Here is a 16,353-nt window from a genome sequence, read left to right on the forward strand (position 1 = left end):
CTCATCGCGAGCAAGCTCGCTCCCACAGGTTTCCAGGCCAGCCACAAAACTTGTGATCAACCCAGATCACCAATGCTCAAAGGAACAGATTTTGCTGTCTGATGTGATCGGCGCCATTGCGTCGGCGTCATTAGTGGCTCAATTTAGCGTCATTGCCTCGGAAGGCCTTCGCACTTCATGTCATCGACTTCGTTCCGCCAGTCTCTGCGGCGCCTTTGGGCGCTGGATAAATTCAGCTACAGCGTGCGGGTATTCATTGCCCTGACCGGCACCATGGCGCTGTGTTGGTACCAGGACGAAATGGGCCTGCTGATCCCGTTGTTCCTGGGGATTATCGCCAGTGCCCTGGCCGAGACCGATGACAGCTGGCAGGGTCGTCTCAACGCGCTGGCGGTGACACTGGTGTGTTTCGCTGTCGCTGCCCTGTCCGTCGAACTGCTCTTCCCCTACCCCTCGCTGTTTATCATCGCTTTCGCCCTGGCCGCGTTCTGCCTGACCATGCTCGGCGCCCTAGGCGAGCGCTACGGCGCGATTGCTTCGGCAACCTTGATCCTGTCGGTCTACACCATGATCGGCGTGGACCAGCGTGGCGGCGCGGTGACCGACGTCTGGCACGAGCCGGTGCTGCTGGTGGCCGGTGCCGCCTGGTATGGCCTGCTGTCGGTGTTGTGGCAGGCACTGTTTTCCAATCAGCCGGTGCAGCAGAGCCTGGCGCGGCTGTTCCGCGAGCTGGGCTATTACCTGAAGCTGAAATCTTCACTGTTCGAGCCGATCCGGCAGATGGACGTGGAAGCGCGGCGCCTGGAACTGGCCCAGCAGAACGGTCGAGTGGTGGCGGCACTGAATGCCGCCAAGGAAATCATCCTGCACCGGGTCGGCAACGGGCGCCCGGGGTCGAAGGTCAGCCGCTACCTGAAACTGTACTTCCTCGCCCAGGACATCCACGAACGCGCCAGCTCTTCACACTATCCGTACAACGCACTCGCAGAAGCGTTTTTCCACAGTGACGTCATGTTCCGCTGCCAACGCCTGTTGCGTCAGCAAGGCAAAGCCTGCCGTGCCCTGGCCGAATCGATCCAAATGCGTCAACCGTTCACCTATGACGCCAGTTTCACCGAGGCCCTCAGCGATCTGGATGCCTCTCTCGAACACCTGCGCATCCAGAGCAACCCGGCCTGGCGCGGCCTGCTGCGTTCGCTGCGGGCACTGGCGGCCAACCTCGGCACCCTCGACCGCTTGCTCAGCGATGCCAGCAACCCCGACGCCCTGGCCGACGCCACCGACAGCAGCTTGCTCGACCGTTCGCCACGCAACCTCAAGGACGTGTGGGTTCGCCTGCGCACGCAGCTGACGCCGACCTCCTTGCTGTTCCGTCATGCCCTGCGATTGCCCCTGGCGTTGAGCATCGGCTACGCCATGGTGCATTTGATCCACCCGTCCCAGGGCTACTGGATCATCCTCACGACGCTGTTCGTCTGCCAACCGAACTACGGCGCCACCCGCCGCAAACTCGGTCAACGGATCATTGGCACTGCCATCGGCCTGACGCTGGCCTGGGCGCTGTTCGACCTGTTCCCGAACCCGCTGATCCAGTCGTGCTTTGCCATTGCTGCCGGGGTGGTGTTCTTTACCAACCGCACCACCCGCTACACCCTGGCGACGGCGGCAATCACCCTGATGGTGCTGTTCTGCTTCAACCAGGTGGGTGACGGTTATGGACTGTTCCTGCCACGGCTGTTCGATACCTTGCTCGGCAGCCTGATCGCCGGGCTGGCGGTGTTCCTGTTCCTGCCGGACTGGCAAGGCCGGCGCCTGAACAAAGTGCTGGCCAACACCCTGGCCTGCAACAGCATTTACCTGCGCCAGATCATGCAGCAGTACGCGGCGGGCAAAAGCGACGACCTGGCCTACCGCCTAGCCCGCCGCAACGCGCACAACGCCGACGCGGCGCTGTCGACCACGCTGGCCAATATGCTGATGGAGCCGGGGCATTTCCGAAAGGAAGCGGACGTGGGCTTCCGCTTCCTGGTGCTGTCGCACACGCTGCTCAGTTACCTGTCGGGCCTGGGTGCGCACCGGGAAACCCCACTGCCGGCAGACGTGCGTGAACAGTTGATCGAGGGGGCCGGGGTGAAACTGGCTGCCAGCATCGACGAGATCGCCCAGGGGCTGGCGAGCAAGGCTTCGATTGCAATTCAGAGCGATGAAGAAGAAGCACTGGCCAATGAACTGGAACAGATGCCGGATGAAATCGATGAAGGCCAGCGACTGGTGCAGACGCAGTTGGCATTGATCTGCCGGCAGCTCGGGCCGTTGCGGACACTGGCGGCGCATCTCATCAAGGATACGAGTGAGGATTGAGATTCAGGCTGGCTGTACCGGCCTCTTCGCGGGCAAGCCCGCTCCCACAGGGTTATCTGATGGTCACAAGATTTGTGTTCACCCTCGCCCACTGTGGGAGCGGGCTTGCCCGCGAAGAGGCCATCAGCAACAGTACAGAAACTGGCACAACCCACTCACATCCCATGCTGCTTCATCAACTTTTCATAACTCCCGTCCGCCTTCATCGCCGCGATCTCCCGGTCGAATCCGGCAACGATCTGCTCATGCTGCGGGTTCTTCAGGCTGACCAGAATATGCAGGCTGTTCTCGCTCAAAGCCTTGGGCAGGAATTCCACGGCGTTTCGTACCTTGGGTGACTCGCGGGCCAGGTAATAGCGGGCGACGTACTCATCTTCCAGCGTCAGTTTGACCCGGTCGGCAGCGACCATACGCACGGCCATGGCGAAGCTGTGCACGGGGACTTTCTGCAACGAGTCATCATTGTCGAACCCAGGCGAATAGGCGTAACCGCGCACGATGGCAATCGGATAAGTGTGCAATTGCTGCAGGTTATTGAATTCGATGGGCGCGTCTTTACGCTTGAGAAAGCGTACGCGGTTGAGCAGGTATTCGCCGGAAAACTGGCCGAGTCTTGTACGCTCCTCGGTGTACCAGGCGTTGACCAGCACGTCGTATCGGCCCTCACCCAATCCCATCAAGGCCCGCGCCCAGGGCACTTGTTCAAACTCACTGGCATAGCCGGCCCTGGCGAGCGCGGTACTGACAATGTCCGTGGCCAGACCACCGTTGACGAGCGTGGCATCGGTAAAGGGTGGCCAGGCATCAGCGACCAACCGCAGTTTTTCTGCCGCCGCTCCCTGAACCAGCAACAGCAATCCAATCAAGGCAAAAGCTCGATGCAATCGCGGCATGCTAGAAAATCCTTAGCGGGCGATTGCCCGACGTGTTTTCAGCCAAAACCCCAAGGCCCCTGATCCGGCAATACCCGGGTACTCAACATTAGCTCATCGAAGCCATAGCACAGCGCTTCGATCCAGATTACACAAAGAAGACATCCACGCGAGAAATGAATGATGGCATTTTGGCCTTTGTCACAGATTCTTCCGCCATAAAGACTTCTGGCGTGAGTGCGCTTAGTATCGGAACGACGTTTTCAGGGAATCAAAACATGACAGTCGATTGGATCTGCAAACATCACAGTGACCTGGGCAAGGAGCAGCTGTACGCCATTTTGCAGCTGCGCGCGGAAGTGTTCGTCGTCGAGCAGAAATGCGTTTACCAGGATATCGATGGCCAGGACCTGGATGGCGACACCTGCCACGTGATGGCCTGGGACGGTAACCGGCTGGTGGCCTACCTGCGGTTGCTTGACCCGCAATCGCAGGGCGGCGACGTGGTGATCGGGCGGGTGATCATTGCCCCGCAGGCGCGCGGGGTGGGCCTGGGGCATGAACTGATGGACCAGGCGCTGAAACAGATCGAGAAGTACTGGCCCGGCCTGCCGGTCTACCTTTCGGCCCAGGCGCATTTGCAGGGGTATTACGGGCGCTATGGGTTTGTCGTGGCGGGTGAGGAGTATGTGGAAGATGGCATTCCACACATTGGCATGCGTCGTCCTTGAGGGCCTCTTCGCGAGCAAGCCCGCTCCCACAGGGGACCGCAATCCAGTGTGGGAGCGGGCTTGCCCGCGAAGGCGTCGGCTCAGACACTACAGATTTCAGGGATACTCCAGCACCGCCTTGATCTGCCGCAGATTACGCTCGATCCACCCCCGATCAATCGCACCCCACTCGCGAATCCGATAGCGCCCCGCATGGTTGCGCGCGCCCTCTTCCTGCTCGAATTCACAGACGATATCCAGATCCGCCAACGCCGCTATGGTGTCCTGCGCCGTGCGCCGGGGCATGCCGGTCACTTCGGTAAGCGCCGGGACGCTGCTGGCCAGTCCGCTGTCGATCAGGTACGCCACATACAACCGGCGGTAGAAGCTGCTTTTGGTCTTGCTCACGTCCATCTGATGCTCCTTAAAAGGTCGCAGCCTGCGGCAGCTCCTACAGATCCCGCCACGTCAGGTACACCCGCACATCGAACTCCACCTGGTGATACCCCGGCAGCATGTGCTCGCACAGTTTGTAGAAAGCCTTGTTGTGGTCCGATTCCTTGAAGTGCGCCAACTCATGCACCACGATCATTTTCAGGAACTCGCAAGGCGCTTCCTTGAACAGCGAAGCGATGCGGATTTCCTTCTTGGCCTTGAGCTTGCCGCCTTGCACCCGGGAGATCGTGGTGTGCAGGCCAAGGGCACGGTGAGTCAGGTCCAGGCGGTTGTCGAACAGCACCTTGTCGATGGCCGGAGCATTACGCAGGTATTCCTGCTTGAGGTCCAGGGCATAGGTGTACAGCGCCTTGTCGCTCTGCACACCGTGCTTTTGCGGGTAACGCTGGCTCAGGTAATCGCCCAGCCGACCGTCGGCGATCAGCTGGCGCACCTGATCCTGCAAGGTGGCGGGATAGGCCTGGAGATATTTCAACACGGTCATCGGGGCGGCAATACAGGTCACTGAAAGGTCGCCAGTGTAGCGAATTCAGCAGGGAAGCGCGCTCCAGTCAAACGGCTGGACAAAGACCCCGGCGTCCTCGGCCATCATCGGCCGGGCCACCAGAAAGCCTTGCACATATTCGCAGCCGTTGGCCCGCAACCATTCATACTGCGCGACGGTTTCCACCCCTTCGGCAATCACCAGCACCCCGAACTGTTTGCACAGGTCGATCACACTGCGCACTAGCGCCGCATCCCGTACCGAGTCCGGCAACCGGGCTATCAAATGGCGGTCGAGCTTGAGGGTGTCCAGCTCCAGGTCACGCAGGTGCGACAGGGAGCACGGGCCGGCCCCAAAGTCATCCAATGCCACTCGTACGCCCAGATTGTGCAACAGGCGTAACTGCTTGCGGGTTTCCTCGGGGTGATGCATCAAGGCCTCTTCCGTGATCTCGACCTCCAGATGACGCGGTTGCAAGCCATGGCGCTCCAGCACCTGGCGCAGTTCGGTGGCCAGATTGGGCATGCCGAACTGTGTACTGCTCAAGCTGACGCCGAGCACCAGATCCTCGGTGAACAGGGTTTCCCAGGCTTTACGCTGCCCGGCGCTGCGGTGGTAGATCCAGCTGCCCAGACGACTGATCAGCCGCGCCTCTTCCAGCAATGGCAAAAACAGCCCCGGCGGCACGTCGCCAACGCTTGGATGCTGCCAGCGCAGCAAGGCCTCGAAACCACGAATCCGACCGTCCGCAATCGCAACCTGAGGCTGATACACCAGGTTGAAATCCCGGTTCTCGATGGCCGTGCGCACACTGTCTTCCAGCATCAGCCGCGAGCGCGCCCGGCCGTTCATTTCGTGATCGTAGAAGCGATATTGCTGACGCCCGGCACGCTTGGCTTCGTACATGGCGATGTCGGCCGCCCGCAGCATCCCGTCGAGATTGGCACCACAATCGGGGAACGTAGCAATGCCGATGCTGGCACCCAGGGCGATATCGAGGCCGTCGACCTGCTGACAGATCGACACGCGCTCGATGAGCTTCTCGGCAATCTTCGCCGCTTGCTCGGGGAACTCCAGATCCAGCAGCGCGGTGAATTCATCGCCGCCCATCCGCGCCAGGATGTCGAAGGGCCGCAAGCACGCCTTCAACTGTTCGGAGACCCAGCGCAGCACCCGATCACCGGCATCGTGCCCGAGCGAATCATTGACGCGCTTGAAGCCGTCGAGATCCAGATACATCAAGACCCAGGAACTGTCGGAACGCTCACCGCGCAACAGCAGGTTCTCTACGGTCTGGTAGAAACCGCGGCGGTTGAGCAATCCGGTCAGCGGATCGGTGACCGCCTGAAACTCCAGTTGCTGATGCAGATGGCGCACCACCGACATGTCCAGCACGGTCACTACCATTGCATGTTGCTCGGCAGGCAAAGGCGCACAGGACAAGGCCACCGGCACCTGCTGGCCGCGCGTCGTACGCAGCAGAGCATCGTGCAGGCGCAAGGTTTCGCCACGTTTGTAGCCCGTGAAAAACTCGGAATCGGCCCAGACCGGGACATGGGGTTTTTGCAGATAGTCCAGAAATTCCTTGCCTTGCAGTTCCTGCACCGGGGCATTGAGCAGCCGCGACATCGCCGGATTGGCAAAACCGATCAGACCGTCCTCCCCCAATACCAGGATGCCTTCGGCCGCGTTATCCAGCACCGACGCATTAAAGGCCCGGGCGGATTCAAGATCATGACTCAAGCGCTGCAAGGCCCGGCGGTTGCGCTGGTGTTCGAGCAATGCCTGGACCTTGGGCGTGAAGATCTGCGGGTCGAACGGCTTGAACAGGTAATCCACCGCACCGCTGGCATAGCCCTTGATCACCGCGTCCTGGGACTGTTCATTGGCGGTCAGGAAAATGATCGGCGTGAGGCGGGTCCGCTGGCTACCGCGCATCAGGCGCGCCACTTCATAACCGTCCATGCCCGGCATCTGCACGTCCAGCAGCACCAGGTCGATATCGTGTTCAAGCAACAGGCCGAGAGCCTCGAAACCCGAGGTGGCGGTAATGACCCGCCAGCCCTGGCGCTGTAACAACGCGCGCATGCTGATCAGGTTTTCAGGGTAATCGTCTACGACTAAAAGGGTTGAGCCGCCTTCTACTGGCGTGGGTTGCGCGCATTCCATGCTGCTTCTCTAATTGCGGGGTGTCAGGCCGGTTTCTCGTGAAAACCGGACAAATACTGTGCCTTCACTCTAGACCCCGTTCTGCAAAAGCAGAAGGTATCAGTGAGCCATCATTTAATCATTGTGTCTTTTTACCGACTAACGGTCGAATGTTCAGTCCGATGAAAACCGGAAAAGATGGCATTTCGACAGGATGTTGACGTCAACCACCCGTCAGGCAAGCATTAACAAAATCCCCCGCTACGCTTATAAAGGCCGCCCAAAAGGCGCGGCCTAGAGCTTCTGGCACGTCCGTGCAGCATGAACCCAGTGGAAGAACCGACATGATCGATCTCGCAACCTGGAACCTCAGCGTTCCCGTTGGCAGCCCGCCGTACACCGTCGAAACCGCCAAACTGGTGGATGGCTTCAAGGATCAATACTTCCATTCCGATACCGGCACATTATTTTTCTGGACGCCCGTGACCGGTTCCCGTACCGAAAACGCGATTTATCCGCGCACCGAATTACGTGAAACCTACAGCAACGGCACGTTGAAAAACTGGTATTACCCGGAAGCCGACAATTTGCTGTATGCCACGCTGGCAGTGAACCAGGTGCCGAGCTCCGGCAAAGTCGTTATCGGCCAGATCCATGCCTATCAAAGCCAGAAACCTCTGGTGAAGGTCGAGTACCAATACAAAACCAGTACGGCCACCGGCAATATCGTCGCCAAGGTCCGGATGCATCCCGATGACGATACAGGCCGGGTGATCATTGTTGCGACGGGGGTGAAACTCGACCAGGAGTTCAACTACCTCATCCACCTCAGCCCCGGCGGGGCCTTGGGCATCAGCGCGGCAGGTTATCAGTGGGATACGCAAATCAGCACAACCTGGCGCAACAAGCCGCTGTACTTCAAGGCCGGGGTCTATGTGCAGGACAACACCGGGTACACCAGCGAAGGCGGCAAGGTGACGTTCAGCAAACTGGACATCGATCACAACAAATAGCGACTTCATTTAAGGACGCGCGGTAGCGTGACACCCAGCCGAGAATTAAACTCTCCAATAAGCCCGAAACACTTAGCACAACTAACAGCCTTAAATATAAGGCTATTAGTTGTGTGATAAAAAACGACTTAATCAAATTTGAACGAGCACTCGCTCAAACCAGCCGTGCAGTACTCGTCCTTCCATGCAGGACCTACAGGTTTGGCAGGTGTTGCAAAGCGCTGCGACATCCGCACGCCCGCCGGGCCCTCGCCTTCATAGTCACAAGCGACAAAGTAGACGGTGTTGCCATTATCAGTGGTTTGCCTGATCGCCGCCGAGGTGAACTCGACTTTATCCAGGTACGACTCGGTTGCTCGAGGATTTTCACCCTTCCAGCCGCCACGAATAGAATTGGCTGCATAGTTGAATCCGCGGGTTTCGCTGATCGGTGTAGCCGTAATGCTGTTCACGGTGGGGCATGATTCAGCGGCATAGCTGGTACCGGCGAAGGCAAACAAACTAAACAGCCCGGCGACAGTCATTTTTTTGAATACTTGTTTCATGATTTTCCAACTCCAACAATTGATTGAAGTCAGATACTGCAGATTATAAAAACCGTCGCCTACTATTCGAAATAACAGGCCCGCCTGAACTTCAATAAAAAAACCCGCATTTCTGCGGGTTTTTCATGCGACTGAAACGCTGATGGTCTTAGTTGACCTTGGCGTTCAACTCACCTTTCAGGTAACGCTGATACATGCCTTCCAGGGAGATCGGCTTGATCTTCGAAGCGTTGCCGGCGGTACCGAAAGCTTCGTAGCGAGCGATGCACACGTCGCGCATGGCGGTGACGGTGGCGCCGAAGAATTTACGCGGGTCGAATTCGCTCGGGTTGGTGGCCATCAGGCGACGCATGGCGCCAGTGGATGCCAGGCGCAGGTCGGTGTCGATGTTGACCTTGCGCACGCCGTGCTTGATGCCTTCGACGATTTCTTCAACCGGTACGCCGTAGGTTTCCTTGATGTCGCCGCCGTACTGGTTGATGATCGCCAGCCACTCTTGCGGAACCGAAGACGAACCGTGCATCACCAGGTGAGTGTTCGGAATGCGCTTGTGGATTTCCTTGATGCGGTCGATCGCCAGCACGTCGCCGGTAGGCGGCTTGGTGAACTTGTAGGCGCCGTGGCTGGTGCCGATGGCAATGGCCAGGGCATCAACCTGAGTGCGTTTTACGAAGTCAGCGGCTTCTTCCGGGTCGGTCAGCATCTGGCTGTGATCCAGAACGCCTTCGGCGCCGATGCCATCTTCTTCACCGGCCATGCCGGTTTCCAGCGAACCCAGGCAACCCAGCTCGCCCTCTACCGAAACGCCGCAGGCGTGAGCCATGGCCACGGTCTGTTGGGTGACGCGCACGTTGTAGTCGTAGTCGGTCGGGGTCTTGCCGTCTTCGCCCAGGGAACCGTCCATCATCACCGAGCTGAAGCCCAGCTGGATGGAGCGCTGGCAGACGTCAGGGCTGGTGCCGTGGTCCTGGTGCATGCACACCGGGATGTGCGGGAATTCTTCGATTGCCGCCAGGATCAGGTGACGCAGGAACGGTGCACCGGCGTATTTGCGAGCACCGGCCGAAGCCTGGACGATCACCGGGGAGTCAGTCTTGTCAGCGGCTTCCATGATGGCGCGCATCTGCTCAAGGTTGTTGACGTTGAAGGCTGGAACGCCGTAGCCGAACTCGGCTGCGTGGTCCAGCATCTGGCGCATGCTGATAAGTGCCATTGTGTGTGTCTCTCCCGGTTGAGGGTCGTTAATCGTGCCAGCCTGCCGTAGCGGCGGCGGCTATTCAAGTTATTGCAGATCGGGGGTTGGCCCGGGCTGCGAATTCGGTGTTGCGAAAATCTCAAGAACTTCCCCGGAACCCTGTGGGAGCGAGCCTGCTCGCGATGGTGGCCCAGACAGCGCGGGCATTCAGGTGCCCCGCGTTATCGTTAACGACCATCGCGAGCAGGCTCGCTCCTACAGGTACGGCGTAGTCCGTTTATTGCGCTTTACAGCCACGGCCGATCAAATCATTGGTGGCGACCCAGTAAACCAGGCCTTCCTCACCTTTTATGTGAAACGCCAGCATGTCATTGCTGTACAGCGAACCCGATGCACCCGGTTCCTGCTTCAAGCGGTAGACCTGATCGGCACCGCCCAGGCGCACGTCGACTTCCCTAAGGCTGTCGTCGGTGTAGCGCCACAGCACTTTGGCCTGGCTGTCGCAGGTCCAGGTGGTCCAGTTATCCACAGGCGCGGACGACTGGAACGGGTTCAACTGATCCATCTGAGCACAACCGGCCAACAGCGCCAGCGCCGTAACGGCGATAAAACCTTTCATCCGTGTCCCTCGACTGGCGGCGCACGCTGCCAGCCCTGAGTAATGAGTCAGACCCGTCAAGGGCAGCCATGTTCCTTGGCGGGCGTCCGGGTCTCGTATTTGTCCAGGCCTTCCGGCCCGGAACGCTTGTTGAGCACCGGGTTGGTTTCGGCCTGCCAGTCAGCCTGGTAGCAGCCCTTGTCCGACTCGGACGGCGCCGGTTCCGCAGTGGCCTTCGGGTTACTCCCGCACGCCACCAGCGAACTTGCGACGATCAACAGCGCTAACGTCTTGACCATGTCAACACTCCCTTGCCTGGTCAAACGGGCGACCCTCAGGCCTTGGCCCGGCTTTCCAGGACTTCAACGGCTGGCAGCACCTTGCCTTCGACGAACTCGAGGAACGCGCCGCCACCGGTAGAAATGTAGGAGATCTGCTCGGCCACGCCATATTTGTCGATAGCAGCCAGGGTGTCGCCACCGCCAGCAATGGAGAACGCCGCGCTGTCTGCGATGGCCTGGGCCAGCACTTTGGTGCCATTGCCGAACTGGTCGAATTCGAACACACCGACCGGACCATTCCACAGGATGGTCTTGGACGATTTCAGCAGTTCGGCGAAGTTCGCCGCGGTCTGCGGGCCGATGTCCAGGATCATGTCGTCGGCAGCGACGTCAGCGATCAGCTTGACGGTCGCAGCGGCGCTTTCCGCGAATTCCTTGGCAACCACTACGTCCACTGGCAGCGGCACGCTGACTTTGGCGGCGATGGCGCGAGCGGTGTCGAGCAGGTCCGGCTCGTACAGCGACTTGCCGACCGGGTGACCGGCAGCGGCCAGGAAGGTGTTGGCAATGCCGCCGCCGACGATCAACTGATCGCAGATCTGACTCAGGCTGTTCAGCACGTCGAGTTTGGTCGACACCTTGGAGCCGGCGACGATGGCCGCCATCGGCTGGGCCGGGGCGCCCAGGGCTTTGCCCAGTGCGTCCAGTTCAGCGGCCAGCAGCGGGCCGGCAGCGGCGACTTTGGCGAACTTGGCCACGCCGTGGGTCGAACCCTCGGCACGGTGAGCGGTGCCGAAGGCATCCATCACGAACACGTCGCACAGGGCGGCGTATTGCTTGGCCAGTTCGTCGGCGTTCTTTTTCTCGCCTTTGTTGAAGCGCACGTTTTCGAACAGCACGATGTCGCCGGCCTTGACGTCAACACCGCCCAGGTAATCGGCCACCAGCGGCACTTCACGGCCCAGGGCACGGCTCAGGTAGTCGGCAACCGGCTTGAGGCTGTTCTCGGCCGAGAACTCGCCTTCGGTCGGACGGCCAAGGTGCGAGCAGACCATCACGGCCGCGCCTTTTTCCAGGGCCAGCTTGATGGTCGGCAGCGAGGCCAGGATACGCGCATCGCTGGTGACAACACCGTCCTTGACTGGGACGTTGAGGTCTTCGCGGATCAATACGCGCTTACCTTGCAGATCGAGGTCGGACATCTTCAACACGGTCATGGGTCGCACTTCCTACGGTTTTTTTGAAGTTGCTGTTTGCAGATAGTGTTCTGCAACGTCCAGCATTCGGTTGGCAAAACCCCATTCGTTGTCGAACCAGGCCAGGATGTTCACCAGCCGTGGGCCGGAAACGCGGGTCTGACTGGCATCGACGATCGCCGAATGTGGGTCATGGTTGAAATCACAGCTTGCGTGGGGTAACTCGGTGTAAGCCAGCAGGCCTTTGAGCGGGCCGCTGGTGGCGGCTTCGCGCAGGATCCGGTTGACCTCGGTGGCGTCGGTCGCGGTGGCGGTCTGCATCGTGATATCGAGGCAGGACACGTTGACCGTCGGCACCCGCACGGCTTTGGCCTGAATTCGTCCGGCAAGTTCCGGCAACAGGCGTTCGATACCACGCGCCAGACCGGTGGACACCGGAATCACCGACTGGAACGCCGAACGGGTGCGGCGCAGGTCTTCGTGGTGATAGGCATCGATGACCGGCTGATCGTTCATCGCCGAGTGAATGGTGGTGATCGACACGTAATCCAGGCCAATGGCCTGATTCAGCAGGCGCAACAGCGGCACGCCGCAGTTGGTCGTGCAGGACGCGTTGGACACCAGCAGTTCATCGCCGGTCAGGCAATCCTGGTTCACGCCGTAGACGATGGTCGCGTCGACATCGGTCTCGCTGGCCATCGGCTGGGAAAACAGCACACGCGGGGCGCCGGCGTCGAGGAAACGCTGGCCGTCTTCGCGAGTGTGGTAAGCGCCGGAGCACTCCAGCACCAGATCGATGCCCAGGGATGCCCAATCGATGCCTTCGGGGGTGGCACTGCGCAGGACCTTCACGCAGTCGCCATTAATATGCAGACAATCGCCGTCGACTTTCACTTCGCCGGGGAACCGGCCATGGGTGGAGTCGAAGCGTGTCAGGTATTCGATGCTGGCCATGTCCGCCAGATCGTTGATCGCGACAATTTCAAACCCGGCCTTGTCGCCTCGCTCGAACAACGCACGCAAGACGCAACGACCAATCCGGCCGTAGCCGTTGAGTGCAACTTTGTAGGGACGCGGTTGAGGCATGGGGTTCTCGATTACCGTGGTGAATCCGTTAGTGCAGCGTTGAATGTTCCATTGTCATCGCGAGCAAGCTCGCTCCCACAGGGTATACACCGTCCATGTGGGAGCGAGCTTGCTCGCGATAGCGTCAGTTCAGACAACCCGATTTCCGGATTTAGTCTTCCAGCAGTTCTTCAGCCTGACCCAGGATGTTTTCCAGGGTGAAGCCGAACTCTTCGAACAAGGCCGACGCAGGCGCCGACTCGCCGTAGGTGGTCATGCCGATCACGCGGCCTTCCAGGCCCACGTACTTGTACCAGTAGTCCGCATGGGAAGCCTCGATGGCAATACGTGCACTGACCTGCAACGGCAGGACCGATTGCTTGTAGCCGGCGTCCTGGGCATCGAACACGCTGGTGCACGGCATGGAAACCACGCGCACCTTGCGGCCCTGCTCGGTCAGTTTGTCGAAGGCTTGAACAGCCAGGCCGACTTCCGAACCGGTAGCGATCAGGATCAGCTCAGGCTCGCCCGCGCAGTCCTTCAACACGTAACCGCCACGCGCGATCTCTTCGATCTGAATCGCATTGCGGGTTTGGTGCTGCAGATTCTGGCGCGAGAAGATCAGGGCCGAAGGACCGTCCTTGCGCTCCAGCGCGTACTTCCAGCACACCGCCGACTCAACGGCGTCGGCTGGACGCCAGGTGTCGAGGTTCGGCGTGCAGCGCAGGCTGGCCAGTTGTTCGATTGGCTGGTGAGTCGGGCCGTCTTCGCCCAGACCGATGGAGTCGTGGGTGTAGACGTGGATCACACGCTGCTTCATCAGGGCCGACATGCGCACTGCGTTGCGGGCATATTCCATGAACATCAGGAAGGTCGCGCCGTAAGGCACCAGGCCGCCGTGCAGGGCAACGCCGTTCATGATCGCGGTCATGCCGAACTCGCGCACGCCGTAGTACATGTAGTTGCCGCTGGCGTCTTCGGCGGTAACGCCTTTGCAACCTTTCCACAGGGTCAGGTTGGAACCGGCCAGGTCAGCCGAACCGCCGAGGAACTCGGGCAGCAGCGGGCCAAATGCGTTCAGCGCATTCTGGCTGGCTTTACGGCTGGCGATGGTTTCGCCCTTGGCAGCCACTTCGGCGATGTAGGCCGCGGCTTTTTCGCTGAAGTCAGCTGGCAGGTCACCGCTCAGGCGACGCACCAGTTCGTTGGCTTCAGTCGGGAAGGCAGCGGAGTAGGCAGCGAAACGCTGGTCCCACTCGGCTTCGACGGCCTTACCTGCTTCCTTGGCGTCCCACTCGGCGTAGATATCGGCCGGGATTTCGAACGGGCCGTGGTTCCACTTCAGTGCCGCACGGGTCAGGGCGATTTCCGCGTCACCCAGCGGGGCGCCGTGGCAGTCTTCCTTGCCTTGCTTGTTCGGCGAACCGAAGCCGATGGTGGTCTTGCAGCAGATCAGGGTTGGCTGCGCGCTTTTGCGTGCCGTGTCGATCGCGGTCTTGATCTCTTCCGGATCGTGACCGTCGACGTTGCGGATCACTTGCCAGTTGTAGGATTCGAAACGCTTCGGCGTGTCGTCGGTGAACCAGCCTTCGACTTCGCCATCGATGGAGATGCCGTTGTCATCGTAGAAGGCGATCAGCTTGCCCAGGCCCAGGGTACCGGCCAGGGAAGCGACTTCGTGGGAAATGCCTTCCATCATGCAGCCATCACCCAGGAACACATAGGTGTGGTGGTCGACGATGTTGTGGCCAGGACGGTTGAACTGCGCCGCCATGACTTTTTCAGCCAGGGCAAAACCCACGGCGTTGGCCAGGCCCTGGCCCAGTGGACCGGTGGTGGTTTCCACGCCCGGGGTGTAGCCGAGTTCCGGGTGGCCCGGGGTGCGGCTGTGCAGTTGACGGAACTGCTTGAGGTCATCGATCGACAGGTCGTAGCCGGTCAGGTGCAGCAGCGAGTAGATCAGCATCGAGCCATGGCCGTTGGACAGCACGAAGCGGTCACGGTCGGCGAACGATGGATTGCTCGGGTTGTGCTTGAGGTAGTCGCGCCAAAGTACCTCGGCGATATCCGCCATACCCATTGGGGCACCGGGATGGCCGCTGTTGGCTTTTTGCACGGCATCCATGCTGAGGGCACGAATGGCGTTGGCACGCTCACGACGGCTAGGCATCGCTGTTCTCCTGGGGGACTTGAATAAAACGAAACGGAAAAAAGGCGAGCATTTTCCCTCACCGGGCCGCCTCGGGGCAATGACAGATAGTCATCTGAAGGCGTTTTTCCAATGGATAACGACGTATTCGCCTGATGAAACCTTTCCGCTGTTCGTTTGTTGACTGAAGCTAACGTCAAGAAGTGCCATCTATCGAGCAATATCAAAACTTTTTGATATTGCTCTTGCGATGCCTTCGACCCGTGACTAGACTGCCGGCCTTATGAATTTACGCGTGCCCTCCATTCAACATGATGATTGCGATGAGCTGGCGGCCTTGTGCAAGGCTGGCGGCGATCCTCTGCGGTTGAATGTTTTGCGCGCACTGGCCAACGATTCGTTTGGCGTGCTGGAACTGGCGCAGATCTTCGGCATCGGCCAGTCAGGCATGAGCCACCACCTCAAGGTACTGGCCCAGGCCGGCCTGGTGGCAACGCGCCGCGAAGGCAATGCGATTTTTTACCGTCGTGCCCTGCCCCACACCGAACTGCTGGGCGGCAAATTGCACGCAGCCCTGCTCGAAGAAGTGGACAACCTGACGCTGCCGGCCGATGTGCAGGCGCGCATCGCCCAGGTCCACGGGCAACGAGCAGCCGCCAGCCAGGACTTTTTCTCACGGGTAGCGGAGAAGTTTCGCGCCCAGCAAGACTTGATCGCCGGCCTGCCGCAGTACCGCGAAAGCGTGGTGGCCCTGCTCGACAAGTTGAGCCTGGGCAAAGACGCCACGGCCATTGAAGTCGGCCCCGGCGATGGCGCATTCCTGCCGGAACTGGCGCGCCGCTTCTCGCAGGTCACGGCACTGGACAACAGCACCGCGATGCTCGAACTGGCGCGCCAGGTCTGCGAACGCGACAAGCTGACTAACGTCAGCCTGCAATTGGCCGATGCATTGAACGGCGTCAGCCTCAAGGCCGATTGCGTGGTACTGAACATGGTGCTGCATCATTTTGCCGCGCCGGCCGATGCGCTCAAGCACATGGCCCACTTGCTGCAACCAGGCGGTAGCCTGTTGGTGACAGAGTTATGTAGCCACAACCAGAGTTGGGCCAAGGAGGCCTGCGGTGATCTCTGGCTGGGGTTTGAACAGGACGATCTGGCCCGTTGGGCCACCGCTGCGGGACTCGTTCCCGGGGAAAGCCTCTATGTAGGCTTACGTAATGGTTTCCAGATCCAGGTTCGCCACTTTCAGCGACCGGCTGGCGACACTCACCATCGGTAAT

At 59.9% G+C, this 16,353-nt stretch carries 15 protein-coding genes; 4 read left to right on the forward strand and 11 right to left on the reverse strand.

Annotation, left to right across the window (positions count from 1 at the left end; genetic code table 11):
- Positions 1 to 177: 177 nt before the first annotated feature.
- The gene (yccS, locus tag KW838_RS08670; protein WP_218500900.1) at positions 178 to 2,361 is read left to right on the forward strand and encodes a YccS family putative transporter; all 2,184 of its coding nucleotides are present in this window, start codon (positions 178 to 180) and stop codon (positions 2,359 to 2,361) included.
- A gap of 155 nt (positions 2,362 to 2,516) precedes the next feature.
- Here the strand turns inward: yccS and KW838_RS08675 are convergent, their stop codons facing one another.
- Positions 2,517 to 3,254, reverse strand: coding sequence for an ABC transporter substrate-binding protein (locus tag KW838_RS08675; RefSeq protein WP_102699230.1), 738 nt, complete (start codon positions 3,252 to 3,254; stop codon positions 2,517 to 2,519).
- Between the two features lie 257 nt (positions 3,255 to 3,511).
- Between KW838_RS08675 and KW838_RS08680 the strand changes: the two genes are divergently transcribed.
- Positions 3,512 to 3,964: a GNAT family N-acetyltransferase gene (locus tag KW838_RS08680; protein WP_102699231.1), complete on the forward strand. Its 453-nt coding sequence runs from the start codon at positions 3,512 to 3,514 to the stop codon at positions 3,962 to 3,964.
- Positions 3,965 to 4,060: 96 nt separating this feature from the next.
- Here the strand turns inward: KW838_RS08680 and KW838_RS08685 are convergent, their stop codons facing one another.
- The 3 genes from KW838_RS08685 to KW838_RS08695 are packed head-to-tail and all read right to left on the reverse strand — an operon-like array spanning position 4,061 to position 7,052.
- Positions 4,061 to 4,357, reverse strand: coding sequence for a helix-turn-helix domain-containing protein (locus tag KW838_RS08685; RefSeq protein ID WP_007894945.1), 297 nt, complete (start codon positions 4,355 to 4,357; stop codon positions 4,061 to 4,063).
- A 37-nt stretch (positions 4,358 to 4,394) separates the two neighbouring features.
- Positions 4,395 to 4,883 carry a YgjP-like metallopeptidase domain-containing protein gene (locus KW838_RS08690; protein WP_095964161.1) on the reverse strand — a complete coding sequence of 163 codons (489 nt, stop codon included), beginning with the start codon at positions 4,881 to 4,883 and terminating at the stop codon, positions 4,395 to 4,397.
- Between the two features lie 45 nt (positions 4,884 to 4,928).
- A complete protein-coding gene (locus KW838_RS08695; protein ID WP_218500901.1) occupies positions 4,929 to 7,052 on the reverse strand; it encodes a bifunctional diguanylate cyclase/phosphodiesterase in 2,124 nt (707 codons plus the stop codon).
- Between the two features lie 323 nt (positions 7,053 to 7,375).
- Between KW838_RS08695 and KW838_RS08700 the strand changes: the two genes are divergently transcribed.
- Entirely contained in the window at positions 7,376 to 8,044 is a 669-nt protein-coding gene (locus tag KW838_RS08700; protein WP_218500902.1) for a polysaccharide lyase family 7 protein, read from the forward strand.
- Between the two features lie 128 nt (positions 8,045 to 8,172).
- On the opposite strand, the gene KW838_RS08705 is transcribed toward KW838_RS08700, so the two are convergent.
- The 7 genes from KW838_RS08705 to tkt all read right to left on the reverse strand — a co-directional run bounded on the left by KW838_RS08705 (position 8,173) and on the right by tkt (position 15,094).
- On the reverse strand, positions 8,173 to 8,589 hold the full coding sequence (locus KW838_RS08705) for a DUF3757 domain-containing protein (protein ID WP_218500903.1): 417 nt from the start codon (positions 8,587 to 8,589) through the stop codon (positions 8,173 to 8,175).
- 148 nt (positions 8,590 to 8,737) lie between these two features.
- Complete coding sequence (gene fba / locus KW838_RS08710; RefSeq protein WP_007975467.1) at positions 8,738 to 9,802, reverse strand: class II fructose-bisphosphate aldolase; 1,065 nt, start codon at positions 9,800 to 9,802, stop codon at positions 8,738 to 8,740.
- A 259-nt stretch (positions 9,803 to 10,061) separates the two neighbouring features.
- Entirely contained in the window at positions 10,062 to 10,403 is a 342-nt protein-coding gene (locus KW838_RS08715) for an MliC family protein (protein WP_218500904.1), read from the reverse strand.
- A gap of 56 nt (positions 10,404 to 10,459) precedes the next feature.
- Positions 10,460 to 10,681, reverse strand: a complete 222-nt coding sequence (locus KW838_RS08720) for a hypothetical protein (protein ID WP_102673433.1) — start codon at positions 10,679 to 10,681, stop codon at positions 10,460 to 10,462.
- A gap of 35 nt (positions 10,682 to 10,716) precedes the next feature.
- On the reverse strand, positions 10,717 to 11,880 hold the full coding sequence (locus tag KW838_RS08725; RefSeq protein WP_102699237.1) for a phosphoglycerate kinase: 1,164 nt from the start codon (positions 11,878 to 11,880) through the stop codon (positions 10,717 to 10,719).
- Between the two features lie 12 nt (positions 11,881 to 11,892).
- A complete protein-coding gene (gene epd / locus KW838_RS08730) occupies positions 11,893 to 12,945 on the reverse strand; it encodes an erythrose-4-phosphate dehydrogenase (RefSeq protein WP_007975463.1) in 1,053 nt (350 codons plus the stop codon).
- A gap of 151 nt (positions 12,946 to 13,096) precedes the next feature.
- Positions 13,097 to 15,094, reverse strand: coding sequence for a transketolase (gene tkt, locus KW838_RS08735; protein WP_218500905.1), 1,998 nt, complete (start codon positions 15,092 to 15,094; stop codon positions 13,097 to 13,099).
- 262 nt (positions 15,095 to 15,356) lie between these two features.
- On the opposite strand from tkt, the gene KW838_RS08740 reads away from it, so the two are divergent.
- Positions 15,357 to 16,352 (forward strand): metalloregulator ArsR/SmtB family transcription factor, encoded by a 996-nt coding sequence (locus KW838_RS08740; RefSeq protein WP_102699239.1) that lies wholly within the window; start codon positions 15,357 to 15,359, stop codon positions 16,350 to 16,352.
- The last annotated feature ends 1 nt before the right edge of the window (position 16,353 follow it).

It is taken from the genome of Pseudomonas sp. PDM27 (genome assembly GCF_019219205.1).
In the GTDB taxonomy this organism is placed as follows: Bacteria; Pseudomonadota; Gammaproteobacteria; order Pseudomonadales; family Pseudomonadaceae; genus Aquipseudomonas; species Aquipseudomonas laurylsulfatiphila.

Excerpts from the sequence above, each read along its gene's own strand:
- yccS (WP_218500900.1), top strand. The coding sequence starts at position 178 with ATGTCATCGACTTCGTTCCGCCAGTCTCTGCGGCGCCTTTGGGCGCTG.
- KW838_RS08675 (WP_102699230.1), bottom strand. The coding sequence starts at position 3,254 with ATGCCGCGATTGCATCGAGCTTTTGCCTTGATTGGATTGCTGTTGCTG.
- KW838_RS08680 (WP_102699231.1), top strand. The coding sequence starts at position 3,512 with ATGACAGTCGATTGGATCTGCAAACATCACAGTGACCTGGGCAAGGAG.
- KW838_RS08685 (WP_007894945.1), bottom strand. The coding sequence starts at position 4,357 with ATGGACGTGAGCAAGACCAAAAGCAGCTTCTACCGCCGGTTGTATGTG.
- KW838_RS08690 (WP_095964161.1), bottom strand. The coding sequence starts at position 4,883 with ATGACCGTGTTGAAATATCTCCAGGCCTATCCCGCCACCTTGCAGGAT.
- KW838_RS08695 (WP_218500901.1), bottom strand. The coding sequence starts at position 7,052 with ATGGAATGCGCGCAACCCACGCCAGTAGAAGGCGGCTCAACCCTTTTA.
- KW838_RS08700 (WP_218500902.1), top strand. The coding sequence starts at position 7,376 with ATGATCGATCTCGCAACCTGGAACCTCAGCGTTCCCGTTGGCAGCCCG.
- KW838_RS08705 (WP_218500903.1), bottom strand. The coding sequence starts at position 8,589 with ATGAAACAAGTATTCAAAAAAATGACTGTCGCCGGGCTGTTTAGTTTG.
- fba (WP_007975467.1), bottom strand. The coding sequence starts at position 9,802 with ATGGCACTTATCAGCATGCGCCAGATGCTGGACCACGCAGCCGAGTTC.
- KW838_RS08715 (WP_218500904.1), bottom strand. The coding sequence starts at position 10,403 with ATGAAAGGTTTTATCGCCGTTACGGCGCTGGCGCTGTTGGCCGGTTGT.
- KW838_RS08720 (WP_102673433.1), bottom strand. The coding sequence starts at position 10,681 with ATGGTCAAGACGTTAGCGCTGTTGATCGTCGCAAGTTCGCTGGTGGCG.
- KW838_RS08725 (WP_102699237.1), bottom strand. The coding sequence starts at position 11,880 with ATGACCGTGTTGAAGATGTCCGACCTCGATCTGCAAGGTAAGCGCGTA.
- epd (WP_007975463.1), bottom strand. The coding sequence starts at position 12,945 with ATGCCTCAACCGCGTCCCTACAAAGTTGCACTCAACGGCTACGGCCGG.
- tkt (WP_218500905.1), bottom strand. The coding sequence starts at position 15,094 with ATGCCTAGCCGTCGTGAGCGTGCCAACGCCATTCGTGCCCTCAGCATG.
- KW838_RS08740 (WP_102699239.1), top strand. The coding sequence starts at position 15,357 with ATGAATTTACGCGTGCCCTCCATTCAACATGATGATTGCGATGAGCTG.